Source organism: Cytobacillus sp. BC1816, from assembly GCF_051353635.1.
GTDB lineage: Bacteria > Bacillota > Bacilli > Bacillales > Cytobacillaceae > Cytobacillus > Cytobacillus oceanisediminis_C.
Window position 1 is genome coordinate 425,391 of the sequence record NZ_CP195611.1, and the last position, 24,845, is coordinate 450,235.

27 protein-coding genes and 2 riboswitches are annotated in these 24,845 nt (G+C 42.4%); of the genes, 15 read left to right on the plus strand and 12 right to left on the minus strand.

What is annotated here, in order from left to right:
* Positions 1-144 precede the first annotated feature (144 nt).
* Entirely contained in the window at positions 145-1,011 is an 867-nt protein-coding gene (gene purU / locus ACR42H_RS02190) for a formyltetrahydrofolate deformylase (protein ID WP_436374584.1), read from the plus strand.
* Positions 1,012-1,095: 84 nt separating this feature from the next.
* Positions 1,096-1,221 carry an FbpB family small basic protein gene (locus ACR42H_RS02195; protein ID WP_436374585.1) on the plus strand — a complete coding sequence of 42 codons (126 nt, stop codon included), beginning with the start codon at positions 1,096-1,098 and terminating at the stop codon, positions 1,219-1,221.
* Positions 1,222-1,766: 545 nt separating this feature from the next.
* Here ACR42H_RS02195 and ACR42H_RS02200 read toward each other — a convergent pair.
* Entirely contained in the window at positions 1,767-2,087 is a 321-nt protein-coding gene (locus ACR42H_RS02200; RefSeq protein WP_113884883.1) for a hypothetical protein, read from the minus strand.
* Between the two features lie 314 nt (positions 2,088-2,401).
* On the opposite strand from ACR42H_RS02200, the gene ACR42H_RS02205 reads away from it, so the two are divergent.
* The 5 genes from ACR42H_RS02205 to ACR42H_RS02225 all read left to right on the plus strand — a co-directional run bounded on the left by ACR42H_RS02205 (position 2,402) and on the right by ACR42H_RS02225 (position 6,785).
* A complete protein-coding gene (locus tag ACR42H_RS02205; RefSeq protein WP_436374586.1) occupies positions 2,402-4,156 on the plus strand; it encodes an alkaline phosphatase D family protein in 1,755 nt (584 codons plus the stop codon).
* A gap of 15 nt (positions 4,157-4,171) precedes the next feature.
* Positions 4,172-4,378 carry a twin-arginine translocase TatA/TatE family subunit gene (locus ACR42H_RS02210; protein WP_436374587.1) on the plus strand — a complete coding sequence of 69 codons (207 nt, stop codon included), beginning with the start codon at positions 4,172-4,174 and terminating at the stop codon, positions 4,376-4,378.
* Positions 4,379-4,548: 170 nt separating this feature from the next.
* A complete protein-coding gene (locus ACR42H_RS02215; protein WP_436374588.1) occupies positions 4,549-5,544 on the plus strand; it encodes a hypothetical protein in 996 nt (331 codons plus the stop codon).
* Positions 5,545-5,862: 318 nt separating this feature from the next.
* Entirely contained in the window at positions 5,863-5,988 is a 126-nt protein-coding gene (locus ACR42H_RS02220; protein WP_197204417.1) for an FbpB family small basic protein, read from the plus strand.
* Positions 5,989-6,002: 14 nt separating this feature from the next.
* Entirely contained in the window at positions 6,003-6,785 is a 783-nt protein-coding gene (locus ACR42H_RS02225) for a TerC family protein (protein ID WP_436374589.1), read from the plus strand.
* A 51-nt stretch (positions 6,786-6,836) separates the two neighbouring features.
* On the opposite strand, the gene ACR42H_RS02230 is transcribed toward ACR42H_RS02225, so the two are convergent.
* Positions 6,837-7,385 carry a GNAT family N-acetyltransferase gene (locus tag ACR42H_RS02230; RefSeq protein ID WP_436374590.1) on the minus strand — a complete coding sequence of 183 codons (549 nt, stop codon included), beginning with the start codon at positions 7,383-7,385 and terminating at the stop codon, positions 6,837-6,839.
* Positions 7,386-7,711: 326 nt separating this feature from the next.
* Here ACR42H_RS02230 and ACR42H_RS02235 point away from each other — a divergent pair, with 326 nt between their 5' ends.
* Positions 7,712-7,849: a hypothetical protein gene (locus ACR42H_RS02235; RefSeq protein ID WP_163144854.1), complete on the plus strand. Its 138-nt coding sequence runs from the start codon at positions 7,712-7,714 to the stop codon at positions 7,847-7,849.
* A gap of 132 nt (positions 7,850-7,981) precedes the next feature.
* Positions 7,982-8,815, plus strand: a complete 834-nt coding sequence (locus ACR42H_RS02240; RefSeq protein WP_436374591.1) for a TVP38/TMEM64 family protein — start codon at positions 7,982-7,984, stop codon at positions 8,813-8,815.
* A gap of 74 nt (positions 8,816-8,889) precedes the next feature.
* Here ACR42H_RS02240 and ACR42H_RS02245 read toward each other — a convergent pair whose 3' ends face one another.
* Complete coding sequence (locus ACR42H_RS02245) at positions 8,890-9,261, minus strand: PaaI family thioesterase (protein WP_436374592.1); 372 nt, start codon at positions 9,259-9,261, stop codon at positions 8,890-8,892.
* Between the two features lie 187 nt (positions 9,262-9,448).
* Between ACR42H_RS02245 and ACR42H_RS02250 the strand changes: the two genes are divergently transcribed.
* The 3 genes from ACR42H_RS02250 to tenA all read left to right on the plus strand — a co-directional run bounded on the left by ACR42H_RS02250 (position 9,449) and on the right by tenA (position 12,807).
* Positions 9,449-10,558 (plus strand): alpha-hydroxy-acid oxidizing protein, encoded by a 1,110-nt coding sequence (locus ACR42H_RS02250; protein ID WP_436374593.1) that lies wholly within the window; start codon positions 9,449-9,451, stop codon positions 10,556-10,558.
* 124 nt (positions 10,559-10,682) lie between these two features.
* Positions 10,683-10,799: riboswitch (TPP riboswitch) on the plus strand.
* Positions 10,800-10,911: 112 nt separating this feature from the next.
* A complete protein-coding gene (gene thiW / locus ACR42H_RS02255) occupies positions 10,912-11,400 on the plus strand; it encodes an energy coupling factor transporter S component ThiW (RefSeq protein WP_436374594.1) in 489 nt (162 codons plus the stop codon).
* 556 nt (positions 11,401-11,956) lie between these two features.
* Positions 11,957-12,058, plus strand: a riboswitch (TPP riboswitch).
* Positions 12,059-12,117: 59 nt separating this feature from the next.
* The gene (tenA, locus tag ACR42H_RS02260; RefSeq protein WP_113884873.1) at positions 12,118-12,807 is read left to right on the plus strand and encodes a thiaminase II; all 690 of its coding nucleotides are present in this window, start codon (positions 12,118-12,120) and stop codon (positions 12,805-12,807) included.
* Between the two features lie 337 nt (positions 12,808-13,144).
* Here the strand turns inward: tenA and ACR42H_RS02265 are convergent, their stop codons facing one another.
* On the minus strand, positions 13,145-13,852 hold the full coding sequence (locus tag ACR42H_RS02265; protein ID WP_436374595.1) for a DUF1287 domain-containing protein: 708 nt from the start codon (positions 13,850-13,852) through the stop codon (positions 13,145-13,147).
* Between the two features lie 104 nt (positions 13,853-13,956).
* On the opposite strand from ACR42H_RS02265, the gene ACR42H_RS02270 reads away from it, so the two are divergent.
* Entirely contained in the window at positions 13,957-14,790 is an 834-nt protein-coding gene (locus tag ACR42H_RS02270; protein ID WP_436374596.1) for a TIM barrel protein, read from the plus strand.
* Positions 14,791-15,302: 512 nt separating this feature from the next.
* The gene (locus ACR42H_RS02275) at positions 15,303-15,770 is read left to right on the plus strand and encodes a DUF6843 domain-containing protein (RefSeq protein ID WP_436374597.1); all 468 of its coding nucleotides are present in this window, start codon (positions 15,303-15,305) and stop codon (positions 15,768-15,770) included.
* A gap of 79 nt (positions 15,771-15,849) precedes the next feature.
* Here the strand turns inward: ACR42H_RS02275 and ACR42H_RS02280 are convergent, their stop codons facing one another.
* From ACR42H_RS02280 to ACR42H_RS02315, 8 genes are all read right to left on the minus strand, one after another.
* Positions 15,850-16,995 (minus strand): MGDG synthase family glycosyltransferase, encoded by a 1,146-nt coding sequence (locus ACR42H_RS02280; protein ID WP_436374598.1) that lies wholly within the window; start codon positions 16,993-16,995, stop codon positions 15,850-15,852.
* A 16-nt stretch (positions 16,996-17,011) separates the two neighbouring features.
* Positions 17,012-17,599: a DedA family protein gene (locus tag ACR42H_RS02285; protein WP_113884868.1), complete on the minus strand. Its 588-nt coding sequence runs from the start codon at positions 17,597-17,599 to the stop codon at positions 17,012-17,014.
* Entirely contained in the window at positions 17,596-18,303 is a 708-nt protein-coding gene (locus tag ACR42H_RS02290; protein WP_436374599.1) for a polysaccharide deacetylase family protein, read from the minus strand. The genes ACR42H_RS02285 and ACR42H_RS02290 overlap by 4 nt, the downstream gene beginning before the upstream one ends.
* Before the next feature lie 258 nt (positions 18,304-18,561).
* The gene (locus ACR42H_RS02295; protein ID WP_113884866.1) at positions 18,562-19,383 is read right to left on the minus strand and encodes a manganese catalase family protein; all 822 of its coding nucleotides are present in this window, start codon (positions 19,381-19,383) and stop codon (positions 18,562-18,564) included.
* 148 nt (positions 19,384-19,531) lie between these two features.
* On the minus strand, positions 19,532-20,539 hold the full coding sequence (locus tag ACR42H_RS02300) for a FecCD family ABC transporter permease (protein ID WP_436374600.1): 1,008 nt from the start codon (positions 20,537-20,539) through the stop codon (positions 19,532-19,534).
* Positions 20,536-21,546, minus strand: coding sequence for a FecCD family ABC transporter permease (locus ACR42H_RS02305; RefSeq protein WP_436374601.1), 1,011 nt, complete (start codon positions 21,544-21,546; stop codon positions 20,536-20,538). The genes ACR42H_RS02300 and ACR42H_RS02305 overlap by 4 nt, the downstream gene beginning before the upstream one ends.
* 175 nt (positions 21,547-21,721) lie before the next feature.
* Positions 21,722-22,648, minus strand: coding sequence for an iron-hydroxamate ABC transporter substrate-binding protein (locus ACR42H_RS02310; RefSeq protein ID WP_436374602.1), 927 nt, complete (start codon positions 22,646-22,648; stop codon positions 21,722-21,724).
* On the minus strand, positions 22,599-23,444 hold the full coding sequence (locus ACR42H_RS02315) for an ABC transporter ATP-binding protein (RefSeq protein ID WP_113884862.1): 846 nt from the start codon (positions 23,442-23,444) through the stop codon (positions 22,599-22,601). The genes ACR42H_RS02310 and ACR42H_RS02315 overlap by 50 nt, the downstream gene beginning before the upstream one ends.
* Positions 23,445-23,655: 211 nt before the next feature.
* On the opposite strand from ACR42H_RS02315, the gene ACR42H_RS02320 reads away from it, so the two are divergent.
* Complete coding sequence (locus ACR42H_RS02320) at positions 23,656-24,705, plus strand: NAD(P)/FAD-dependent oxidoreductase (protein WP_436374603.1); 1,050 nt, start codon at positions 23,656-23,658, stop codon at positions 24,703-24,705.
* Positions 24,706-24,845 lie beyond the last annotated feature (140 nt).

Here is a 24,845-nt window from a genome sequence, read left to right on the forward strand (position 1 = left end):
TCTGGAGAGCGCGCAGGAAACCTGCGACACCAAAGGGGTTAAACTCTCAGGTAAAAGGACAGAGAAGGGGGATGAAGAAGCCGCCTTTTTTCTGTCCTTTTTATATGGATGGCAGCTTCGGGAAATGCAGATGGAGGAATCTATATGAATACAAATATCAATGCAAACAGGGCGACATTGCTGATATCCTGTCCTGAGAGGCCAGGCATAATCTCCACAGTCTCCAATTTCCTGCTGGAGCATAAGGCAAATATTGTCCATTTTGACCAGCATACAACCGATCCTCTGGCAGGCATCTTCTTTATGCGGATTGAATTCGATATGAACCATTTTGATGAGTCCTTTTCAAAACTGAAAGAGGATCTGCCTGAAATGGCCAGGGAATACTCAATGGAGTGGAAGCTGAGCGGCAAAGGCGAGCGCAAGCGGATGGCCATTTTTGTCTCTAAGATGGATCACTGTCTGCTGGAGCTGTTATGGCGCTGGAAATCGAAGGAGCTTGAAGTGGATATTCCCCTGGTGATCAGCAATCATCCCGACATGAGGGAAGTGGTGGAAGGTTTCGGAATACCTTATCATCATGTTCCGATTACGCCTGACACTAAAGCTGAAGCTGAGCAAAAGTCTGTGGAGCTGCTGGATGGAAAAGTGGATTTCATTGTACTCGCAAGATATATGCAGATCCTTTCGCCCAGCTTTATATCCAAATTTCCAAACAGGATTATCAATATCCATCATAGCTTTCTGCCAGCCTTCGTGGGAGCCAATCCTTATGCACGGGCGTTTAACCGCGGAGTCAAGCTGATTGGGGCAACAGCTCATTATGTAACGAATGATTTGGATGAAGGCCCGATCATTGAGCAGGATGTCCAGCGGGTTAATCACCGCCACACTGCACAGGATCTCAAAATTGCAGGACGACATGTGGAAAGACAGGTCCTCGCCCAGGCAGTCGCCTGGCATGTGGAAAACAAAGTCATTGTGCATGGAAATAAGACGATTGTTTTTTAGGTGACAGACAGACACCATACTCTGTCAAAAAAATAGATCCAGCATCAAGGAGATTACAGACATCATGAGAGAAGGTGAACAGAAATGAAAAAGAAGAAATTATCAATGCTTGAAATGATTAAGGCAAATAAAGAAGAACTTTTAAAAGATAGCCAGGAGCTTGAAAAAATCGAAAAGAAAATAGACGATAAATATGCAAAAGCACAGTAAGAATGTACACCCGGCCTGGGAATAAAACAGGCCGGGTGTTTTTTTATGAAGCTGAGTTAAAAAGTGAAAATGGCGCGAGACGTATTAAGGATAAATGCCTGCGGGAAAAGCAGGAAATGAACGAAGGGAGCTAATGAGGATGAAGGGCATTGGAGGAGAGGCAAGAAGATGTGTAGGGAACTAATAAGGATGAATAGTGCCATTGAGAAGAGGCAAGGGGGAGTGAAGGGAACTAATAGGGATGAATAGTGCCTTTGAGGGGAGGCAAGAGGATTGAAGGGAACCAATAAGGATGAAATAGTGTGCCCGGAAGAAGAGGAAAAGGGGACGAAGGAAACTAATCCTTCTTGATCGAAAGAATTAAAAACGCCCAGGGAGTCCCTGGGCGCCAACTTCTTATTTTTGTCTAAAGAAATCTGTGAAAGCATGATACATTTCCATTCCCTGATAAAAGAACAGACTGGAAGCTGTTAATGAAAATAAGCCAATCATTAAGAATCGAATCCACATTATTCGTTTCCTCCTTTAATTGTTTTGTTGGACAATTAAGGAGTGTGGATTACATAATTCGCCTCGTAGAAGATGGGGGTATAAAATATCTTTTTTCTGCGGGCGATGATGTGCAGGGCACTGTATACAAAAAGAATAATGGTTAGGTTTGTGATGGCTAAAGAAAGCAAACCCTGTGTGAAGATATATTTTTTAGGGTCATCTTTTAATAGAAAGCTCTCGTTAAAATCCGAAACCGTTACTGCTTTGCTTTGGTCCATAGGAATATCATTAAAATGGACACCAGGGTATTGGGTGATGAGGAAGGATAAAAATACAGACAGCATTAAAAGTGGCAGTAACTTCATTTTTTTCATTCCCTCACCCCTTTTCAAGATTATAACTATCATCATAAACACTATTTATAGATTAGTAAACTAAAAGATTTTGACAGGATTCGTTAATCTTCTATGTATATATTGTAAAAATAGCTGGGACAAATGATACAGGGGCACAAAGGCATTTTGGCTGCAAGTCTGGATTATAGGTTGAATGAACAACCAAATCCTTACAAAGTCCTGATGAAATAGGCAGAGGTATTGTCATTCTCCTTTACATATCTTCATATTGCTTTAAAAATAGCCTCTTATAATCAACTGTGAATCCAGATTGAGTTAAGAGGTGAAGAAAAATGGGACATGAGAGATCGATTGATGATTTAATCAGGAAGTTTAATGAAGAGAACTTGAAGAGGGATATTGACCGCCGGAGCTTTCTATCTGGTGCAGGAAAAATAGCCGGTTTTTCGCTTGCACTGGCTTTGGCGCAGTCATTAGGGGCAGGTAATCTAACAGTTGATGCTGCTCCTAAGTTCAGCAAATATCCTTTTACCCTCGGTGTGGCATCAGGAGATCCGCTTTCGGACAGTGTGGTTTTATGGACAAGGCTTGCACCAGATCCGCTTAATGGAGGCGGGATGCCTCATCATGCGGTGCCAGTCAAATGGGAGCTTGCTGCAGATGAATACTTCCGCACAGTTGTTAAGCGCGGGACAGAAATGGCAGTGCCGGATTTGGCGCATTCCGTGCATGTGGAGGCAGAAGGCTTAATGCCGGACACTGTCTATTATTATCGTTTTAAAAGCGGCAATGAATTAAGCCCAATCGGCAAAACAAAGACGCTTCCGGCTGCGGGTGCCAAAGTTTCAGGGCTATCATTTGCATTTGCTTCATGCCAGCAGTATGAACATGGATTTTTTACAGCCTATCAGCATATGGCAAAGGAAAATCTGGATTTTGTTATTCACCTTGGCGACTACATATATGAATATGGACCAAATGAATATATTTCACCAACAGGAAACGTCCGCCATCATAACGGGCCGGAAATTATCTCTATCGAAGATTATCGGAATCGCTATGCCCAGTACAAAACGGATCCGCATCTGAGAGAAGCGCATGCCGCTTTCCCTTGGGTAGTAACATGGGATGATCATGAAGTGGAAAATAACTATGCAGCAGGGATTCCAGAGAAAGGCCAGTCAGCTGAAGAGTTCATTAAACGCCGTGCTGCTGCTTATCAGGCTTACTATGAGCACATGCCGCTCCGATTATCTTCCATGCCAAATGGTGATGGTATGCAGCTGTATAGGGATTTCAGCTATGGCAGCCTAGCGTCATTCCTTGTGCTTGATTCCCGGCAATATCGGGATGACCAGGCAAATGGGGATGGCAGCAAGCCTCATACACCGGAGTCGCTTGATCCGAACCGCACTCTTCTTGGCAATCAACAGGAACAGTGGGTGGAAGGCAATCTAGCCAGCTCCAATGCGCATTGGAATGTACTTGCACAGCAGGTGTTCTTTGCCCAGAGAAATTTCGGGACAATTGCTTCGCCGAGGTTCAGCATGGATGCATGGGATGGTTACCCTGCTGCCCGAAAGCGTTTGGCTGATTTTGCTGTTTCAAACAATATCGGAAACCTGATTGTTCTGACTGGGGATGTTCATGCAAGCTGGGCTTCCAATATTCTAACAGACTATAATGATCCAAATGCAAAGCTAATTGGGGCCGAATTTGTCGGAACCTCTATCACATCAGGAGGAAACGGATCAGATGTGAGAGCGGATACGGAAAAGACGCTTGCAGAAAATCCGCATATTAAGTTCTTTAATAATTATAGAGGCTATGTCCGCTGCCGGGTAACACCAGAGCAATGGCGTGCAGATTATCGGGTTCTTCCTTTCGTAACAGAGCCTGGAGCTGATATTTCAACAAGAGCATCATTTGTTTTTGAAAAAGATCAGGCTGGCTTGAAGCAGGTATCGGCATCTGCTGTACCTCAGGGAGCTGGAATCTCTTCTGAGGTGGAAGAAGATCGCCATCAAGCTCACTCAAGGGCGCATGAAAAGCAGCTTAAGAAAAAGCGAGAAAAGGTATTACATTAATGGGACGGTGAGAAGATGATATCCAACATTGGCATTCCAGGCTTAATTCTGGTTCTTGTCATTGCCTTAATCATATTTGGGCCATCCAAGCTTCCCGAAATCGGGAGGGCATTTGGGCGGACCTTAACGGAGTTTAAAAGCGCGGCAAAGGATTTAGTTTCTGATGTGGGAAAGAATGAAGAGAAAAAGCCGGTACTTTCAGCTCTAAAAAAAGAAAAGTAGGGAATAAAAATACAGGCGAAGCGAATGAGCCTGTATTTTTATTGGGAACAATATGTGAAAGATTTCACATATTGTTCATTTTTGAATAATCCACTGGAATGAAAGGTATTATATATTAATACTGTACTTATATTGTTTATCTAAAATGCCATCAGGGAGGCCCGATCATCATGAAAAAAATATTCCAGTTTTCATTAATAGCAGGGTTGGTCATGACGCCTTTTTTTGCAAACGCACATGTGAAATGGTTCACGAATGTGACGCCTCAAAAAGAAACGATTGAAAATATATTATCACCATTATTTATGGGACTGGCACTGACAGCTGCTATTGTACTTGCGATGCTGACATTGATTATCCCAAGGACAGCGCAATGGGGCAAGGTTAAAAAGCTGGATGACTGGCTCTCGGGATTCCGCAAATACAGCAGGCATATCCTTAAGTATGGTACAGCCGTGGCATTAATAATACAGGCGACGAATGGAACATTATTTGCGCCTGAATTTCATTTAACCAATACGATTGCAATGATTCTAACTTGGATAGCGATTGGCTTTCTGCTTATTCCGCATCACATCTCTACAAAGGCCGGAGCCGTTATTTTATTTGGCCTATTTGTGTACGTTACCCTACAGAATGGCATTTTCCATATGCTTGATTATGGATATTATGTTGCCATTATTGGAGTCTTGCTGGTCGGAAGCACAAAGCTTGAGCAGGTTGGATTTCCATTCCTGTATTTAGGCACAGGTTTATCTTTATGCTGGGTAGCTGTTGAAAAATGGGTATATCCAAGCATGTCTCTCGATATTGTAGCCAATCATGGAGTTCCCACATTCGGCTTTGCACCGGCTGCATTCGTTGTTATGGCTGCCTTCATTGAGTTTGTTGTCGGTTATCTTCTAGTGGTAGGGATCCTTAATCGGGTAGTTGGCTTCGTGGTGACGGTTATTTTTATTACAACCACGATGCTGTTTGGAATGACAGAAGTAATCGGCCATTTTATGATCCATATTGTGCTGATTATCTTCATCATTGAAGGAGTGTCTTTCTATAACCCGCCTATTAAGCTTCATAAAACCAAGGCTGATCAATTTGTGTTTGTTTTCCTGAACTTTATTTTCGTCCTTGCGACCTTCATTCTGGTTTATTACCGATTTGCATAAGAGTTGACACCTTAAGAAAAATAGAATATGATTAAGGTATAGTTGAATAGTTTCTCCTAAAGGGGAGTAGCTTTTACAGCAGAGTCGTCATTTCGGAGTTAAGAGCTCCCGGCTTTGTTGGCAACCTTAACGTTGTTAGCAAGACCTTTGCCTGTTTCGGGTAAAGGTCTTTTTGTTTTTTTAAACCTTTACCGCTTGCTGGTAGAGGTTTTTTTATTGCCTGATATAGCTTGGCAATGGAAATCCTCAATCAACATAACTGCAGGGAAACAGTGCGAAGCTTTCAATACTTAATAAATAGAAAGAAAGGAGACCAAGATGAAAAAAGCTAAAGTATCATTTGCAGAATTAATTAAGAAAAACAAAGAAGAGCTGCTGAGAGATCAAGAATTGCTGGCTAAAATTGAAAAACGTTTAGACGAAAAATACACAAAGGTGAAATAAGGGAGGGTGTTTAGATGGAATTATCATTAATACTTGAATATGGATGGGTATTGCTGCTGCTTGTGGCGCTGGAGGGTTTATTAGCTGCTGATAACGCGCTGGTGCTGGCGATTATGGTTAAGCACCTTCCGGAGGAGCAGAGGAAGAAGGCTTTATTTTACGGGTTGGCTGGAGCGTTTGTTTTCCGCTTTGGATCGTTATTTGCGATTTCATATTTAGTAGATGTATGGCAGGTTCAAGCCATTGGAGCACTATACCTTCTGTTTATCGCGGCTAATCACATATTAAGAAAATTCCTTGTGAAAAAAGGCGAGGAAGAAGCAGGAGTAACGAAAGAAAAGAAACAATCTGGTTTTTGGGTGACAGTATTTAAAGTTGAGCTGGCTGATATAGCTTTCGCTGTAGATTCCATTCTGGCAGCGGTAGCTCTCGCCGTGGCTCTTCCGGATTCAGGACTTGGCCATATAGGCGGACTTGACGGCGGAAAGTTCTTTGTCATCTTTGCAGGCGGTATGATCGGATTGATCATTATGCGTTTTGCTGCAAACCTCTTTGTGGATCTGCTTCACAGGAGACCTGGACTTGAGGTTGCAGCATTTGGTATTGTCGGCTGGGTTGGTGTCAAATTGGCTGTCTATACCATGTCCCATCCGGCGCTGGCGATCCTGCCTGAAGGATTTGCCAAGTCGACCGAATGGAAAGTTACTTTCTATGTAGTCTTAATTGGAATAGCACTAGCTGGATGGTTCCTTTCCAAGGAAAAACAGGAAGTGCCGGCTGAAGAAAAAGCAAGCTGAATCAAGCGGGGCGGAGTATATCCGCCTTTTTTTATGTAGATGATCATTCAATCAAACGTTTGATTGAATACCCATGAGCCCGGGGCTTGCCTGCCATTCAGCTTTCAGGATGCTCATTTCTATCAAGTTCCAATATATATTTCTAACTTTATTGGTCTGCCTAAGAAGTCCTTCTTTTTGGAACCCTGCCTGCTCGTAAATCTTAATAGCAGGCAAATTAAAATCGAAAACCCCGAGACTGATTCTATTTAATTTCAGCTCTTGGAACGCTAAGTTCAGGATTTGATGAATCATTTCTGAAGCATACCCTTTCCCCCGTGCTGCGGGGCAGATGAAAACCTTGCCGATCCTCGCAGTTTCGTTGATACGGTCAACTCTGCCAAGGGAAATGTGACCGAAGATTTCATCGTTTGCCATAACTTTGTAGATATATTCCGAGCTGGTTTCCAGGTTTGCAGAGCTTATATACTTAGCAAGCTGCTCATGATTAAGGGGGAATTTGAAATGGGCACCGCTCCACTGAACCATTAATTCTGGTGTGCTGATCCAGCTGATGAGCAAATTGAAATCTTTTTCTGTAAAAGGTTCTAATTTTATCATGGGAATCTCCTTCTTATTATTAATCTGAATGGTTTTAATCTCAGTTTTTCAACCTTTTTCCCATGTTGTTAAATGACTTTATAAATGGGGAAATGGCTGTATCTATCGGCATGGTCTGTAAATAGCAGCAGGGCTTGAGGTTTATTTTCTTTATTGACCTCTATGCAGCACGTTACATGCGCCTGTAATAAACATTTGGATCCTCCTTTTCTATTGCTGTTTTTTACCTATTGCACAGAGTGCAGGAAAAATCCTTCTAATTATGCGTGAAATGAAAGTAATGAGTACATATTAATTTAAAGAACTATAAGGAAGGAGCGAATGAGTTGTCTAGAAAAGATGAGCAAAATAAGAAACAGACACAAGGCCCAAAAGAAGAGAGGGAACTTGTCAATGAGTTTGGAAAATATAAAGGGGATCAGCCGGTTCCGCAGCCTAAGGATTATGATGAGATAGAGTATTAAAAAAAGCAGGATAAGTCCTGCTTTTTTTATATTTAAGTCTCTGGCCTTAGATTATTTTAATGCTAAGGGAGCTTAATCCTCCTAGTATTATCCTCTAAACTATAGTTAAGAAAAGCAAGAAGGGGAAAATGTATGAATGGAAAAATTGAAGTTAGTTTTCATGGACTTATCATTTTAATAGCATTGTATACATTGTTTAATTATATGCCGACACTTTTGCCGGTTTATAAATGGATTATGATTGCAGGCATGGCTGTCATATTAGTGATGGACTTTTACTTTTTTGCTGCAGGCAAGTTATCCCGATTGAAATACAGCAGACTGGCACTGATTTATATGTTCAGTCTGCTGTTAATTGTTTTTATGACCTTTTATTTAACAAAGATACTTGTTCTGACTGATGCCTATGGGTTTGAGAGAATGCTGAGGGAATATGAAGCGGAGGGCAAGCTCATCTTTTTCTTGGTTTGCTTTTTACAGCCCATTCTTTTGCCGATTCCTGAAGCCGTAACACTGCCTGCCGGAAGTGCCGTTTTCGGTCCCGCTGCTGCTGCCTTTCTTGGATTCACAGGTACACTTTCGGGGATTATTGTTATGTTCTTGACTGCAAGGATAGGAGGATTAAAGCTTGTAGCCCGGTTTATTAATGAGCGGCATCTGATCAAATACCAAAAATACATGGAGAGAAATGAAAACACCATATTAATGCTGCTGTTTGTTATTCCGATATTGCCAGATGAGATCATTTGTGTTGGAGCAGGTATAGGTGGTGTTTCATTTAAAAAGTTCCTGGGAATTGCGTCTATTTCCAAAATGGCAACTTCCTTGCTGCTGGCTTACTCACTTTCATGGGCCAATGCCTTATCTTTATCTGGCTCACAGCTTTTATTAGTCGTTTCGGCTGTGATAGGGGTATTCTACAGTGTATCTCACTTGTATAAAAAGAAGAAGAATAGTAACTATTAAGATTGTCTGTAACCTTTAATGGTTGTTTCTCCTATCTCTGTCAGCGAAACTATTCAGGCATCGATAGGATCACTCTAGATAGATGCGAAGATTCCCGATGCTTTGGCAACCAGCTGATCCTGGTTGTTATAAATCAGGCAGTCTGTGTGGTTGAGGGTGCGCCCTCTTTTCACAAGGTGAGCATTGGCGATAAGAAATTCACCTGTCGCACCCTTTAGGAAAGTGACCTTTAAATCAGCTGTCACTACGGATTGCATCTGGTTTTCATCCGGCTCGAAAATATTCCCCATCGCTACATCCGCAAGAGTGGAAATGATGCCTCCATGAACCAGTCCTGCGCTGTTAATAAAGAGCGGCTGGATTGGCAAAGTAACTTTCATTTTGCTTTCACTGACTCTTTCGTAATGGAATTTCAGAAAATCATCAAAAGGCTGTTTGATTTGCATTTTGTACACTCCAATTCATTAAGTTAAAATGTTTATTCACAATTTTTTGTGAAATCCCTGCTTATTGAGCTTAATTTGTATAGGAAAGGCTGCATTACTGCGAATTTATGATTTTATTACATGGTTTCTTAAAATCCAAAAAAGTGTTATTATTTTCAATAAATTCAAAAAAAGGCAGGGCTGGAATATGTCAAAAGTAGAGAATATTAGTTTCGCAGAAAACTTTCCTATTTCATTTAAGGAACTGGAAAAAGAAGCAGAGAAAGTGATGGGAGCTGGCGGATTTGGCTATGTCCAATCAGGAGCAGGGGGAGAAGAAACGCTGAAAAAGAATATCGAATCCTTTGCAAAATACTCAATTGTGCCGAGAATGCTTAGAGATGTATCAGTACCGGATACAAGTGTGAATTTATTTGGAAAAACATATCCTTATCCAGTTTTCCTGGCACCTATAGGAATGCAGCGCCTTGAACACAGTGAGGGAGAGCTTGCATCTGCCCGTGCAGCAGCTTCGTTTGGAATTCCTTTTATCCAGAGCACGGTATCCAGTTATTCCATTGAAGAAATAGCTGATGCAACAGGCACGAGTCCAAAATGGTTCCAATTATATTGGTCCAATTATGAAGATGCTGCGTTCAGTATGGTGCGCCGGGCGGAGGCATCAGGCTATGAAGCGATTGTGTTAACAGTAGATACGGTGATGATGGGGTGGAGGGAAGCTGATCTAAGAAACAATTTTTCACCTTTAAAGCTCGGCTATGGAAAAGCAAACTATGAGAGCGATCCAGTCTTTATGGCCACTCTCCATGACGGTGATGTAGTTCAGGGAATCCTTGATAATATCCATCATCCAACATTGAGCTGGGAGCATATTGCAAGGTTAAGAGAGAAAACAAGTCTGCCGATTCTATTAAAGGGTATTCTCCATCCGGAAGATGCCAGGCTGGCCGTTGAAAAGGGGATAGAGGGAATCATAGTCTCCAATCATGGCGGCAGGCAGCTTGATGGAGTGATTGCGGCGATTGATGCGCTTGGACCGATCGTGAAGGAAGTCAAAGGACGAATTCCAGTATTGTTTGACAGCGGCATTCGCCGCGGTTCCGATGTGGTCAAAGCACTGGCATTAGGAGCCGACGCAGTTTGCCTGGGACGGCCGTATGTGTACGGTTTGGCGATTGGCGGGCAGGCTGGAGTTGAAAATGTGCTTGCCAACTTTATTGAAGAAACGAAAGTGTCGCTTTCTCTGGCAGGAGTGGGGAGTCTAAAGGAGCTGGCAGGTCTGCAGCTAATTAGATAGTTTCTCAGCAGAAATTGAAGAGCGCCTATTCCATTCCATCAAGAAATGTATTTAAGCAAAAAGAATGATGACAGCGACTGAATATTTTGTTAAGCTTGAGATAGCTTATCAAACTAAATATCTATGCAACTACTAGGGGTGCCCCGAATGTGAGGGCTGAGAGGAAAGCGCGTTATAGCTTTCTGACTCTTATGGACCTGATCTGGTTAATGCCAGCGGAGGGAAGTAGGATTTGACTATATGTCAATTCATATACTTAAACCAAGCCAGGTCCTTATGGGAATCTGGCTTTTTTGTATACATACTTCTCATCCTGATAAGCAATCAGGCGGCCATTTAGAAAGGAGGTTTAAATGAACAGAACCCGATTGTTAACTACGATGGCTTTATTTGTGGCAATTGGGACACTGGGATCCCATTTGCTCTGGTTTCCGGCAGGCATAGCCAAGGCCTATCCAGTTCAGCATGCGGTGAATGTATTGGCAGCGGTGACGCTTGGACCCCTGCCTGCAGCAGCTGTGGCATTTATGATTGGCCTGCTTCGTAATTTGCTTGGATTCGGGACGCTGCTTGCCTTTCCAGGCGGCATGATCGGTGCGTTTTTGGCAGGTGTGCTTTATTTGAAGTTCGGCCGGAAAATATGGGCTGCTGTTGGAGAAGTGGTAGGTACCGGCATAATCGGTGCATTGTTTGCAGTCCCTTTTGCAAAGGTTCTCATGGGGAGCGCAGCTGGGGCATTCTTCTTTGTGCCGCCATTCCTGGTCAGCAGCGTTACCGGTGCGGCCATAGGCTGGATGGTTTTGGCGAAGGTTAAAGAGAAGAACTTGGTTCAGAATATGTGATGATTTTGGGCCTGAGAAGCTAGATGAGTAAGCAGATAAGAGGAGATCAGCATAGCAAGCTGATCTTATGAGCGATTTTCAAGAGTTATGAGCGAAATTTAAAATTTATGAGCGATTTTCAAGAGTTATGGGCGAATTTCGAAATTTATGAGCGATTTTCAAGAGTTATGGGCGAAATTCAAAATTTATGAGCGATTTTCAAGAGTTATGGGCGAAATTCGAAATTTATGAGCGATTATCAAGAGTTATGGGCGAAATTTAAAATTTATGAGCGATTTTCAAGAGTTATGGGCGAAATTCAAAATTTATGAGCGATTTTCAAAAGTTATGGGCGAAATTTAAAATTTATGAGCGATTTTCAAGAGTTATGGGCGAAATTCAAAATTTATGAGCGATTTTCAAGAGTTATGGGCGAAATTTAAAATTTATGAACGATTTTCAAAGAGTTATGGGCGAAATTCAAAATTTATGAGCGATTTTCAACAGTTAAAAGCGAAATCCAAAACTTATGAGCGAAAAACGTCAAGTTAGAAAATCGGTAAAAAATTTAAAATAAGAAAACTGCTAGGGGCGCTACGGCTGAGATAAGGAGCTTTTCCTTTGTCCCTTGGAACCTGATCTGGATAATGCCAGCGCAGGGAAGCAGTGAGGACCTCGTTATATATCCTCATGCTTTTTCCCCGGCAGCTTCTGTAATTAATAAGGAGGCTATTTTTTATGACTTTTTCAGAGATTCTGCGCAAGGAAAATGAAGATTTGTTTCAGCTGATATTTGAGCACCCATTTGTCCAGGGTATCGGGAGAGGGGACGTGCCGAAAGAGGCACTGGCCCATTATATTAAAGCGGACTTTGAGTATTTGAATGCGTTCATGCATATTTATGGTATTGCCATTTCGAAGTCAGCAGAGCGTAAGGATATTGCTTATTTTAATCAGCAGATAGAATTCGTATTGAACAGCGAAGTACATCCCCACCATAATTTTTGCCAGCAGATTGGCGTGGGTTACGAAGCATTGCAGGGTTATCCGCTCCCTCCAACAGCTGATCATTATGTTAAGCATATGATGTATCATGCTCACACCGGCGGCATGGGTGAAATCCTTGCTGCATTATTGCCTTGTCCATGGACTTATTGGGAGATTGGGCTTGAGCTCATGAAGCAATATGAGCCAGATGAGAACCATCCGTTTTATCCATGGATCTCATTTTATGCAAATTTAAGGGTCGAAGCTGTGACCATGAATATGAGAAACCGTTTGGATGAGCTTGCTGATGCGGCATCACCGGAAGAAAGGCAGCGAATGAAGGATGCTTTCCGAAAAAGCTGCCAGCTGGAGCTTGGCTTCTGGGAGATGGCTTATACCTGCGAAGAGTGGCCGGCGGGCAATCCTGCAGCAGTAAGATAAGAAAAGCGCAAGCGCCTCGCTCAAAAAGGAACGCAGACTAAGAGCACCACCTCCTGTGGCAACGTCTGTGCATGACCCACATCCTCCAAAAAGCTGTCGCTTTCGGTCGTGCGATGTTTAAGCTGTCGAAGCCTTCCTTGTCCTGTGGGCCTCAAGCACAAGACGAGCCTCCCGGAAAGGCGTTCTTTGCCTTTTGGGTGGCTTGCCCAAAATGTGGAGGCGGCTGCTCAGGATCCGCAACTAGACAAGCTTGTGACCTTGAGGGGGTAGCCAGACAGTTATCGACGTTCAAAATTTTATACTTTCTTATTTAATAAGAATAACGCCTGCACCTGCTTTATGGCAGTGCAGGCGTTTTTTCAAAATCCCATCTGTAATGAGCGGTAATAGGAGTCTTAAAAGAAGAGAGTTTTACTTCCGCTGCAAATGGTGTGGAGTTATGTATGACGTATGGAATGCCATCTTTTGTCCGTTTGTCAGAAATGATTGCAACATGGTCGAATTTAGGAGAAAGGAAAACCACGATGTCACCCGGCTGCCATTTCTGAAGGTTCTTAACATCTCCTGGAATCAGTTCTGTTGTTAATGACTTTGCGAAGCGGCTAAAAAAGACATTCTGATTTGGCACCCTCCTGAAATCAATGTTTGGATCCGGACTGCCTTTCACTCTTGAATACAAGTCCGTATTCTCGGCAATATCCTGATCAATAAGATCCTTTATAGAAACATCAGCCCCCTGGAATCCCCTCCAAATCACATCTGTACAGACACCCTCGCCATCGGGCGGATAGCCCCCCGCATAGTAGGCACTTTTATATTGCGTACGCTGATCCACTTCTTTTCTGGCTGTCAGGACCATATCAAGCGGATCGGCACTGCCGTTTTGATTTGAATCGGCTTTTGAATAATCAGCAGGCACTGCCATTTTCGCAGCCAAAGGATTTTCAAAATGAATGCCGATGGAATCCAGAATGATTCCGCCTCGAAATAAAAGAATGAATAATAACAGTATTCCGATTATGGAAGCGAACACTCTTTTTATCATAGAGGCCTCCTCATTTATTTTAATGATTAGACGGTACCATTTTCCAATATGTTACATGGGGGTATGATAAGATTGATATAAGAATATATAAAAGAGGGGATATCATGGCTCATCATATAGGGATATCGGGAAGTGTCATCTTGTCAGACAGCAAGCTGTTTCATGAACTTTTTAAACGTCATTTGCCGCATATTGAGATAGGCGAATTTCAAGATGAGGAATCCTTCCGTTGTTTTATTGAAATGCTGGGCAAAACAAACAAAAGCTTTGGTCTTCATTCGCCTCTTTTCCGGGGACAAAGCAAATACGATCTGCTGGAAAAGATCGGTATGAATCCGGAGGAAGCCTGGGTCCAATTTGAGACGGAAGTGGAAAGAATCTCCCGGCTTGGAGCTGAATACATATTGGTGCACTTCCCTTACTTTAAAAAGGAAACCAGTGGGAATCCGGCAGAGATCATTGAGGAGGGACTCAAGAAACTCAGTGCGCTTCAAAGAAAATATGGGATTATGATTGTGTGTGAACCTAAATTGGGATTCAAGCAATCGCCAGCAGGGATTCATTATCTTGACCACTTTCCTGTAGAGACATGGAAGAAATACGGACTTAGCCTCTGTGTCGATATAGGGGATTATATATTGGCCGCAGGCGAGGAGGCCATAAATTATATAGAAAAATGGTCCGAGTTTGTGAGAGTGGTTCATTTACATAATGTTGAATACCAGGGTGATAAATATATTTGGGTGCCTGTGCATCCATCTCATGAGAATGATAGCAGTCATCATAAAATTAAGAAGCTGATAGATTTTTTAGCTAAAGAATGCAAGGATGTATTTTTTGTCATGGAATACACTCCACACACGAACCCTCCGGAAAAGATGGTAGAAGAAGGAATCGGATGGGCAATAGAGGTGATCGAGGAAGGATCTGTTAGTTAGGGAAGCAGGGCGCCTGGCATTAATTTTGTGCAGGTTGAAAATGAAAAGTTAATGATATTACTTATTATAGTAAGTATGGGAAATACCTTGTATGTATACTAATATGTGAAGTTATTCACAAAAAAAGAGGAGGTTAATTTATTCTTATGCTGGGATTAAAATTAAAAACGGCCCTGCAGGCTTCTATTCTTTTTACATTTTGTTTTTGGCTTCTTTTTTTCTTTTCTGAAGGGGGACTGTTTTCTTTCTTCCTGATCATGATTTTTTTATACTGCCTTTTCGGAAATGTGATATACGGTGTTCCAGTGTCGCTGCTTTCTGAGCTTTTTACTAAAAATCTAGCAGTATGGCGGTTTCCCGCGGCGGCATTTATACATACCTTTTTGGCTTCGCTCACTTATTTTATTATGGAAGGGTTTGCTTTTTACATATTTTTTGCTGCGGTGCTTTTCTTTTTAGTGGACGAGTGGCGGAAATGGAACCGCGAGATGCCAGGCGGCAGGAGGGTTGCCTTGAACGCAGCAGCTTTTCTTATCGCTTGCCTCCTGCCAATGGGGTCTTTTTGGATGCTTCAGCAGGCTGATCTGGAAGAAAAAACTCATGATCTTTATCTGATTCCAAAAGGGTATACAGGTCAGGTAAGAATTGTTCATGAAATAGGTAATGCCCCTAAGCCTGAGACAGAAGGGAAATACGATGTAGTTCGGGTGAATGATAGAGGATATGCCATTACCTCTTTACCGCAAAGTGAAGGATATATTGATGACTTGTACTATTATGTGGATGAAAAGGGGAAGCGTGAAGCGATATCAGAAAGCTGTATTTCACATGGCGGATCAGGCGGTGTACAGGGAGATGGATATGAATATTCGTATACCTATTTTTCGGTTGGCTGTGAGGACATGGATGACCAAGGAAATGGCCCTGGTATTGAGGATATTCTTTATGAAGAGGGTTTGATCAATCAAACGTTTGATTGAAATGGAAAACAGCCTGGAAATTCCAGGCTGTAATTTATTTATCGGGAGTCTTACTTCTAAAGCCCAGCAGATTGAAGTTTCACTTTAAAGTTGGGATAGCTCTTATGGAATGTACAGTTTCAGGCGTTTTTCTGCCGGTGCTTTTAATTGAAATGAAGATGGCATAGTCCAATGGGCAATAAACTTTTGCCAGATAGGATTCAATGTGTTTTCTTAGACTTAGTATAGCTTCTTCATTATTAAGCTGTTCAGCAATGTGCTTGTCATTAATGACAAGCACCAGATTTTTCTCAAGCAAATAGTCCAAATTAATTTCCTCTTGTCCGGGGAGTGAGGTATGGACCAGAATCGGAAGTTTCTTTTGCAGTGCTTCACTAATTGTAACTCCGCCCGGTTTGGTCAAAATAGCATCCGCTTTATTATATAGCTGGTTCATTTCAAAAGGGTCATCAATATATCCAATGGGCTCGATCTGCTTTGAATTAAGTGCTTGGAGTGAGCTATATAATTCGTCATTATTTCCGCAAAGGATCAGAAATCGAATATGGGGAACCTTCCGCATAGCGTCTATAAAATCACAGTTTACTAAGCCGCTGTTTCCTCCTGCAACCAGGATATGGCGTATCCGGTTATCTTTCTTAAATGGAACCGGGAGGTGATAGGCTGAATGAACCGGAATGCCCGTTACAAAAATTTGCTCATCAGGAATGTGGTGCTTTCTGATAAGCTTTTCCTTCGCCTCAGGATGAGGAACGAAATGAAAATCAATTCCGCGTTTTCCCCATATATCATTAATAAAAAAGTCCGTGTATACATTGACCACAGTGACGTCCCGGTATCGTCCCTTTTGCTTTAGTGAACTGATGATTCCAGATGGAAAGGAATGAGTGCAAAATATTAAATCCGGATTTTCTTCATCAAGAAACTTCTGCATCTTTCTTTCAAAGTAATAGGACAGAACCTGTAAATCAGGCTGCAATTTAAAAGGATGCTGTTTATACATAATGGTGTAATATAATGCCCTGTAAAGGAAAGGGGCACCCAGGAACCCTTTTAAATATATACCTGAGACCAGCTTTTCAAGCTTGTCACTGCAATAGGCAAGAAAGTCGACTACTTTGATTTCCGCATCAGGATATTGGCTTTGAATATTGTCCTGAAGTGTTTTGGCAACTTTGGAATGTCCTGTGGGGAATTGGAATAAAGGGAGCAGGAGAACTTTCATAATACCCTCCTTTCTATCACTTGAATTTATTTTTTGCATACTTAAAGAGCATGTAGATTACGAATACAAATAATAACACAATCCCCAGATATGGCACATATTCAGGATTTATATCAAATAAGCTTCCGGCAAAGTATCCCGCGGCAATTATAGGGAGCACCCAGCTAAGGGAGCCTGCTGCAGAATATAGAAGGTACTGATGAAAAGGAACTTTGGATATGCCGGCAAAGTAAGGACTTATCTGTCGTATTCCCGGCATATAAAAACCCGCAAAGATCATAAAACGATGATTCTCCAAGTATTTTTTCTGGGCGGTATTCCATCTTTTTTCCGTGATCCCAATATATCTGCCATATTTTTTGAGAAAAGGTGTACCTGCTTTTTTACCGATCCAATACGCTGAAAGCATCCCAAGCAGCACACCTGCTTCTGCACAGACTGCAGATTCGGCAAAGCTTAACTTGTGATTTCCAATTAACACGCCAATAAGAAATAATAGCGATTCTTCCGGAGCAGGAATGCCGACAATCCCGAAAAATAAAAATAAAAAGATAATCCAATACCCGTAGGACGAAATAAATTCAATAATTGTTTCAGTACTCATGTGCGATGCCCCTGATATCCTTCTTTTAAAGAAACAAAATGGATCCCTTTTAGTGCTGCCTGCTGCAAATACTGGTCCAGATGGCCAATCATATATTCAGGTGCATGGGGATCTGCGCCAAGAGTTTCACCACTGTCGTGGAGTAGAAAAATCCGGCCAGGCACGGTTTCATTTGCCAGCGACTCTGAAAGGGTGTCCCTGATATGCCGAATTTTCCAATCCTTGAAAATGCCCGACCACATAATAATCTTATACTTTCTAGCCATCCAGAGGGTAAATAAATTGAAGTGTCCCCATGGCGGACGATAGAAATAGACCTCTTCATTAATCGTTTCTTCAATAATTTTTTTTGTTTGCTCCAGTTGTCTTTTTAAACATCCCGGTGAAAGGAACCAGCTTGAGATATGCCGGTAATGATGGATGCCAATTGTATGTCCATCCTCCTGCATTCTTTTAAGCAGCAATGGATGCTTTGCTGCATTTTCCCCGACAACGAAAAAGGCTGCCTTTGCTTCATGCTTTTTTAAGACATCCAGAAGCCTCGCTGTATATTGTGGATCCGGGCCATCATCAAAGGTTAAAGCAATGGAATTTGGTTCGGATATTTCTTTTACAATTCCCCAATTCAGCGATCGTATGAGTACAGTGGGCAAAACTGCGTAACTAATAAATATAATCAGTACGGCGGTAAAAAAATAAATCATGCAAACTAGATCCTTTCCGGAGGTGTATCACTTATTTTCATTCCCCTTTTATAGTGAGGGTAACCTTAATGTTCAGAGTAAATGTAAGGAAAATTCCATTCATGTCTAAGGGTAGGATGGTTTTATCATATAAAAAATCTGAAGGAAGTCAATGGAGAGGACGGATATTAAAGAGGAAAGCAATGTCCAATTCAATCAAACGTTTGATTGAACTAACAAAACAAGCTGATGATTCAGCCTGTTTTGTTAAATCTATTATTAATCCATCGGTAATGTGTTATGGAGGTTTGGTGGTGCAGGCTTTAGCATAGGCTTGTCCCCCTCAGGCTTTGGATTGCTTACATATTTGTATTCTCCCTGGCCATCCAGAGCAGGGCCCTGTGCCCATCTGCCTGTGCTGCTTTCTTCGCCTGCTGATAGGTTGTAGAGTGTGTAAGAGATATCTGTGCGTTCTTTTTCACGAGGGAAGGTGCTGGGGACGAGCAGGCCTTCTTTTTCTTCAAGCTCCGCAATCGCAGCAGCCCATTGGTTTTGGTGGTAAGCGTCTCTGGCAATCAGAACTGAAAGCAGATCTTTAATGCCCTTATCATCAGTCATTTCATAGAGACGTGCAGCCTGCAGACGGCCCTGGGACTCTGCATTCAAGTTTGAACGGAAGTCTGCTAATAAATTTCCGCTGGCTGTAATATAAGTGCCCATCCAAGGGTTCCCTACACTGTCAGTCGGACGGGCACCAAGTCCGGAGACAATGGCATGCTGCGGGTTCATTCCGCCCATAATCGCTCCAACCACCGGATCCTTTGCTGCTTCTTCCTGCTGATTAACAGGGGCGTCGTCCATTAGTCTGGCAACCATTGTTGCGAGCATTTCCACATGTCCAATTTCTTCAGTCCCAATATCCAGCAGAAGGTCGCGATACTTTTCATTTCCACGAGTTGCCCAGCCCTGAAACATGTACTGCATGGCAACCGTCATTTCACCATATTGGCCGCCGATCAATTCCTGAAGCTTTTTGGCAAAAACGGGATCCGGACGTTCCGGCTTAGCTTCAAATTGCAATTCTTTTACATGAAAAAACATCTAAATTCCTCCTATGCTATAGATTTCCAAATATACACTGTATCTATTGCCCTGAAAAAAGCAGGAAGAAACATGGTTTTAAGAAATTAATATATTACTATTACATTTAAAAAGAAAAAAAGACGTGCGAACACGTCTTTTTAATCAGCTATTTTTTTAACAGTAAATACATGAAATAAGGAGCACCGATCAGCGCAACCATAATGCCAGCTGGCAGGCCGTCAGGATCAACCAGGTTCCGGCCAAGCGTATCGGCGAATAAGAGAAGCCATCCTCCTAAAAGAATAGCAATCGGAATGAAAAGCTGGTTCCGCGGTCCAACAAGCGCTTTAGCCATGTGCGGTGCAATTAAGCCGATAAAGGCGATTCCGCCGGTCACCGACACAGCTGAAGCGGCCAATGCAACGGCTGTAAGCAGGAGGATGATCCGTTCTTTTTCAATGGATACTCCTATCCCGATTGCGACAGGCTCGCTTAAGCTTAATAGATTTAAACGGTTTGCTTTATATAAAGTAAATGGAATCAGCAGAAGAAGCCAGGGGAGGAGTGCCCAAATGAACGGCCAATCTGTTCCCCAGATATTCCCTGATAGCCATTTAGCTATAAAGTCGACTTTCTCTCTTTCTGCTGAAGAAATCAGGACAATCATGACACCGGAAAGCGCCATGGAAAATCCCACCCCGACCAGCACCATCTTTACAGGCTGAAGCCCCTCGCTTTTTTTATAGGAAAAAGCATAGATGAGGATTGCAGTAAGTAAAGCGCCGAAAAATGCGCATAAAGGCAGCATGTATATGAAAGTCCCAGCTTCAATCGGAAAGAACAGAAAGAAAACCGCTATAGCAACCCCGGCACCGGAGTTTATGCCAATGATGCCTGGATCTGCCAGGTCATTGCGTGTAATCCCTTGTAAAATAGCACCGGATAATGCGAGTGCCATGCCGGCCAAGACAGTGATAAATACACGCGGCAGCCGAATGGAGAATAACACAAATTCTTCTTTAAATGTGCCCTGTCCCATAATAGTCGGGATCAATCGGTCATATGAAAGGGAGGCGTAGCCTAATCCCATTCCAATCACAATGGTAACAATAATGAGTGCTGATAAAACAGCCATTAAAATTCGCTGTTTTTTTACTAACTCTGGCTGCATCATGAGAACGCCTTACCTCCCCTATGAACAATAAACAGGAAGAAAGGAAGCCCCATAACAGCGATAATAGCTGCTGCCGGTGTTTCGTAAGGAGCATTGATGGTTCTCCCGAGTGTATCGGCCAGAAGCATAAAAGCAGCTCCTGTCAGGGCAGACATAGGAAGAATAAAACGGTAATCTGTACCTACAATAGCACGGACAATATGAGGCACCATCAGCCCGATAAAAGCCATATTTCCAACGAGTGCCACTGATGCGCCAGCAAGCAGGGTCACTAAGATGAATAGGATGGTCTTAATTTGAGATGTATTCTGCCCCAGGCCTACTGCCACTTCCTCATTTAAGCTTAAGATAGTCAGCTGCTTGGACAGAAAAAGCGAAACAAGAATGCCAATGGAAATAACCGGGACAATTACTTGCAGCTGGCTCCAGGATGTGCCGATGATTCCGCCTGCCGTCCACATGCTGACATCTTTTGAAATTTTAAAATAGATGCCGACTCCTTCGGCTATTGCGAAAAGGAAGGCGGAAACCGCGGCACCGGCCAATACGATACGAATTGGAGAAAACCCTCCTTTTTTCATGGCGCCAATGCCGAAAACCAGCCCAGCTCCGACCGCTGCACCGATAAAACAGGCGAAGAGAATCCCTATGTAATTTGCTGAAGGAATGAGCACAAGAGTTAATGCAAGTGCGGCATTTGCTCCAGCCGTTAATCCGAGTAAGCCTGGGTCTGCAAGAGGGTTTCTTGTCATTCCCTGCATAATGGCCCCGGAAATGCTAAGTGCAGCTCCAACGAAGACCGCAGCAATTTCACGCGGCAGCCGGATTTCACGAATAATCGAAATTTTTTCTCCAGAAGCATTGGAAGCAAGCGCCAGCCAAACATCTCTGACCGTGACATCCGCAGCTCCAAACACACACGCAGCCACAAACATGCCTGCAAAGATAACAAAGCCTGCGGCGAGTTTATAGATAAATGGAATGAAGGGTTGAGCATCTTTTGTCATTGTACTCTCATCTTTCTTTATGGAATCAGAACTGCCTTAAACTTCGAAAACTGTCTAGTTCCAGCTGACAGGCGGGAGCCTTGCGCTGTTCTTATAATAACAGAATTGATAAGGCGCTTCCGCTTTTCTAAATAGGAAAGAGGAATTCCTCAAAATAAGAATCCCTCCTGCATTATTACTTTCCTAAAAATGATTCTTTAAAGAACTCCAGCTGTGCATCAAGTGTGATAGGATCACTGAAGGAAGCACCATTGCCTTCCATTTCAAAGACGCGGTTATTTTTTACAGCAGGGATATTTTTGTACGTATTCGTTTCCTGGAACGAATGGTCAGCGTCAGAGTATTTGCTCAGAATAATGTAATCTCCGGAATATTCAGGAAGAACTTCTGTGGAAATAGCGTAATAACCATCTTTAAGAGCCATTTCCTTCACTTTTTCAGGCATTTTTAAGTCCATTGCCTGGTACAGGATTTCAGTTCCGCGTGCCCAGTTATCGCCAAACACATAAAGCTGTTTATCAAAGATTTCAAAAACAGAAACGGTTGCATCTTCGCCAATTTTCGCACGGATGTCTTCACCAGCTGCTTCAGCACGCTGTTTAAAGTCTGCTACCCATTTCTTTGCTTCTTCTTCTTTATTAAGAAGCTTGCCGATTTCCTCATGCTGTGACAGATAATCTAATTTACCCCATGTATAAGTTACTGTTGGTGCAATTTCCTTAAGTTTATCGTAGTTTTTTACAGTAGATAATGCAATGATCAGGTCTGGTTCTAATTCTATTATTTTTTCAAGGTTATCTTCAGATACTTCTTCAGCATCTTTCAATTCTTCTTCAAAACGGGGGTTATTCTTGGACCATGTGTCCACACCGACGATATTTACACCTAATTGCATTACATTTCCTGTAAACCCGGAAAGGAGGACGACTCTCTTAGGATCAGCCGGTACTTCAACCGGCCCGGTTTCAGATTCATAAGTAAAGGTGCCTGATTTTTTATCTTCTTTTGGTTCTGCTTCTTTTGATTCTCCTTGCTCTGTATTGCCGCAGGCGCTAATAAGCAGAAGCAGCAAGATCATAAACGGGATCAATAGTTTCTTCATGTTGATTTTCTCCTTTTAGTAAATTATAAGTAATACACATTGGCTTGTTTGTGCGGGGATCGCGTCCGATGACTGCATCAATATTGAACACTTTCCTTAAGACATCTTGTGTAATGACTTCCTCATAGCTTCCTGATTTAACAATTTCACCATCTTTTAATGCAACGATATGGTCAGCAAAACGGGCTGCCTGGTTTAAATCATGAAGGACCATTACAATGGTGCGTTCCTGTTCCTGGTTCAGCTTTTGGAGAAGCTCAAGAACCTCAAGCTGATGGGCCATATCCAAGTAAGTGGTTGGTTCATCAAGGAAAATGATGTCTGTTTCCTGAGCAAGAGCCATTGCGATCCAGACCCTCTGTCGCTGGCCGCCGGAAAGGGCATCAACCGGACGAAATTTGAAATCCTTGATCCCAGTAACGTCAAGAGCCCAATCAATGACTTCATAGTCCCTTTTCGTTAATCTGCCAAATCCTTTCTGATAAGGAAAGCGACCGTATGAGACCAGTTCGCCCACTGTTAAACCGCTTGCACTTTCGGGTGTTTGCGGCAAAATCGCCATTTTCTTGGCGAGGATCTTTGTATTTTCCTTAGAAATGTTCTCGCCGTCCAAAATGACAGTGCCTGATTGATGAGAAATGATTCGTGTAATCGCTTTTAAAAGGGTTGATTTTCCGCAGCCATTCGGGCCGATGATTGTCGTGATCTTCTTATCGGGAATCTGGACACTTAGGTCTTTTACAATCAAGCGTTCACTATATCCAATGTTCAAGCCATCTGTATATAGGCGGACCATTATGTAACCTCCGTTTAGTTGAGAATATATTTTAGTGATAATGATTATCAGTATCGGTTCTTTTTTACTATAAGTCTATCTGATTTTTATGTCAATAGTATTTTAAAGGAAAAGTATTCAGAAAAAATTTCATTGTCAAAGGAGTAGAAAGGTCGTATAGTTGAAATGAGAATGATAATCAATAGTAATTGGTTATAGGAGTGAACGGAAAATGAAAAATGCTGAAGTGTTTGATGTGACGGTTATTGGAGGCGGACCTGCGGGTCTTTATTCCACTTTCTACAGCGGATTAAGGAAAATGAAAACAAAGCTGATTGAGTTTCAGCCAATGCTTGGCGGTAAAATTCATGTATATCCGGAGAAAATGATCTGGGATGTGGGCGGCCTGATCCCGACACCAGGGGCAAAACTGATTGAACAGCTGGTGGAGCAGGGACTAACGTTTAATCCAACGGTTGTTCTTAATGAAAAGGTAGAATCCATTGCCAAAAATGAAGATGGTCTATTTGTCTTAAAAGGCTCTTCTGGAGAAGAACACTATTCGAAAACCGTCATTGTCGCTGTTGGAAGCGGAATTTTAAAGCCGCAAAAACTGAAGATAGAAGGGGCAGAGCGTTTTGAAGTTTCCAATCTGAATTATACGGTCAAATCGCTTAAACATTTTAAAGATAAGACTGTAATTGTTTCCGGCGGAGGAAATTCTGCAGTAGACTGGGCAAATGAATTGGAAGCCGTTGCCAAGCAGGTATACATCACATGCAGGAGAGATGCTTTGACTGGGCATGAAGCACAGGTTTCACAGCTTATGAATAGCTCGGTTATCTGCATTAACCATACGTCCATCACAAAATTAATTGCCGGCGGAAATCATGAGGAAATTGAACAGGTGGAATTGACGAATAATGAAACAGGGGAAGTTTCTTATCTGCAGATTGATGAAGTAGTAATTAATCATGGCTATGAACAGGATACGGAACTCTTAAAAAATAGCAATCTGAATATTGAAATGCTCGAAGATTTCTATATTGCAGGCAATGCTAACAGCGAAACGTCGGTTGAAGGGCTATATGCTGCAGGGGACATCCTTAAGCATGACGGCAAACTTCACTTAATTGCCGGGGCATTCCAGGATGCTGCCAATGCAGTAAACAAAGCGAAGCAGTATATTGAACCGGATGCTGCCGCAGCTGCGATGGTTTCTTCCCATAATGATGTCTTTAAAAAACGGAATCGGGAATTGGTGAAGCAGCTTGTGCACTAGGGTAAAAACTAAGCGCACATAAATTTTTTTATCCGCACATAAAACTGGGTAATGCACACAGAAAAAATTTTATCCGGACATAAAATAAGTCTATCCGCACTTAAACTGAAAAAATGCCTGGAATTAAGGCGGAATATCAG

What these genes read in the sequence shown, in the direction of transcription:
- ACR42H_RS02245 (WP_436374592.1), bottom strand. Translation starts at nt 9,261, where the DNA reads ATGCAAATCAAACAGCCTTTTGATGATTTTCTGAAATTCCATTACGAA.
- ACR42H_RS02280 (WP_436374598.1), bottom strand. Translation starts at nt 16,995, where the DNA reads ATGAAAGTTCTCCTGCTCCCTTTATTCCAATTCCCCACAGGACATTCC.
- ACR42H_RS02295 (WP_113884866.1), bottom strand. Translation starts at nt 19,383, where the DNA reads ATGTTTTTTCATGTAAAAGAATTGCAATTTGAAGCTAAGCCGGAACGT.
- ACR42H_RS02225 (WP_436374589.1), top strand. Translation starts at nt 6,003, where the DNA reads ATGGAATTATCATTAATACTTGAATATGGATGGGTATTGCTGCTGCTT.
- thiW (WP_436374594.1), top strand. Translation starts at nt 10,912, where the DNA reads ATGAACAGAACCCGATTGTTAACTACGATGGCTTTATTTGTGGCAATT.
- ACR42H_RS02250 (WP_436374593.1), top strand. Translation starts at nt 9,449, where the DNA reads ATGTCAAAAGTAGAGAATATTAGTTTCGCAGAAAACTTTCCTATTTCA.
- ACR42H_RS02215 (WP_436374588.1), top strand. Translation starts at nt 4,549, where the DNA reads ATGAAAAAAATATTCCAGTTTTCATTAATAGCAGGGTTGGTCATGACG.
- ACR42H_RS02200 (WP_113884883.1), bottom strand. Translation starts at nt 2,087, where the DNA reads ATGAAAAAAATGAAGTTACTGCCACTTTTAATGCTGTCTGTATTTTTA.
- ACR42H_RS02270 (WP_436374596.1), top strand. Translation starts at nt 13,957, where the DNA reads ATGGCTCATCATATAGGGATATCGGGAAGTGTCATCTTGTCAGACAGC.
- ACR42H_RS02310 (WP_436374602.1), bottom strand. Translation starts at nt 22,648, where the DNA reads ATGAAGAAACTATTGATCCCGTTTATGATCTTGCTGCTTCTGCTTATT.
- purU (WP_436374584.1), top strand. Translation starts at nt 145, where the DNA reads ATGAATACAAATATCAATGCAAACAGGGCGACATTGCTGATATCCTGT.
- ACR42H_RS02290 (WP_436374599.1), bottom strand. Translation starts at nt 18,303, where the DNA reads ATGATTTATTTTTTTACCGCCGTACTGATTATATTTATTAGTTACGCA.
- ACR42H_RS02240 (WP_436374591.1), top strand. Translation starts at nt 7,982, where the DNA reads ATGAATGGAAAAATTGAAGTTAGTTTTCATGGACTTATCATTTTAATA.
- ACR42H_RS02320 (WP_436374603.1), top strand. Translation starts at nt 23,656, where the DNA reads ATGAAAAATGCTGAAGTGTTTGATGTGACGGTTATTGGAGGCGGACCT.
- ACR42H_RS02315 (WP_113884862.1), bottom strand. Translation starts at nt 23,444, where the DNA reads ATGGTCCGCCTATATACAGATGGCTTGAACATTGGATATAGTGAACGC.
- ACR42H_RS02220 (WP_197204417.1), top strand. Translation starts at nt 5,863, where the DNA reads ATGAAAAAAGCTAAAGTATCATTTGCAGAATTAATTAAGAAAAACAAA.
- ACR42H_RS02265 (WP_436374595.1), bottom strand. Translation starts at nt 13,852, where the DNA reads ATGATAAAAAGAGTGTTCGCTTCCATAATCGGAATACTGTTATTATTC.
- ACR42H_RS02305 (WP_436374601.1), bottom strand. Translation starts at nt 21,546, where the DNA reads ATGACAAAAGATGCTCAACCCTTCATTCCATTTATCTATAAACTCGCC.
- ACR42H_RS02205 (WP_436374586.1), top strand. Translation starts at nt 2,402, where the DNA reads ATGGGACATGAGAGATCGATTGATGATTTAATCAGGAAGTTTAATGAA.
- ACR42H_RS02285 (WP_113884868.1), bottom strand. Translation starts at nt 17,599, where the DNA reads ATGAGTACTGAAACAATTATTGAATTTATTTCGTCCTACGGGTATTGG.
- ACR42H_RS02230 (WP_436374590.1), bottom strand. Translation starts at nt 7,385, where the DNA reads ATGATAAAATTAGAACCTTTTACAGAAAAAGATTTCAATTTGCTCATC.
- tenA (WP_113884873.1), top strand. Translation starts at nt 12,118, where the DNA reads ATGACTTTTTCAGAGATTCTGCGCAAGGAAAATGAAGATTTGTTTCAG.
- ACR42H_RS02195 (WP_436374585.1), top strand. Translation starts at nt 1,096, where the DNA reads ATGAAAAAGAAGAAATTATCAATGCTTGAAATGATTAAGGCAAATAAA.
- ACR42H_RS02300 (WP_436374600.1), bottom strand. Translation starts at nt 20,539, where the DNA reads ATGATGCAGCCAGAGTTAGTAAAAAAACAGCGAATTTTAATGGCTGTT.
- ACR42H_RS02210 (WP_436374587.1), top strand. Translation starts at nt 4,172, where the DNA reads ATGATATCCAACATTGGCATTCCAGGCTTAATTCTGGTTCTTGTCATT.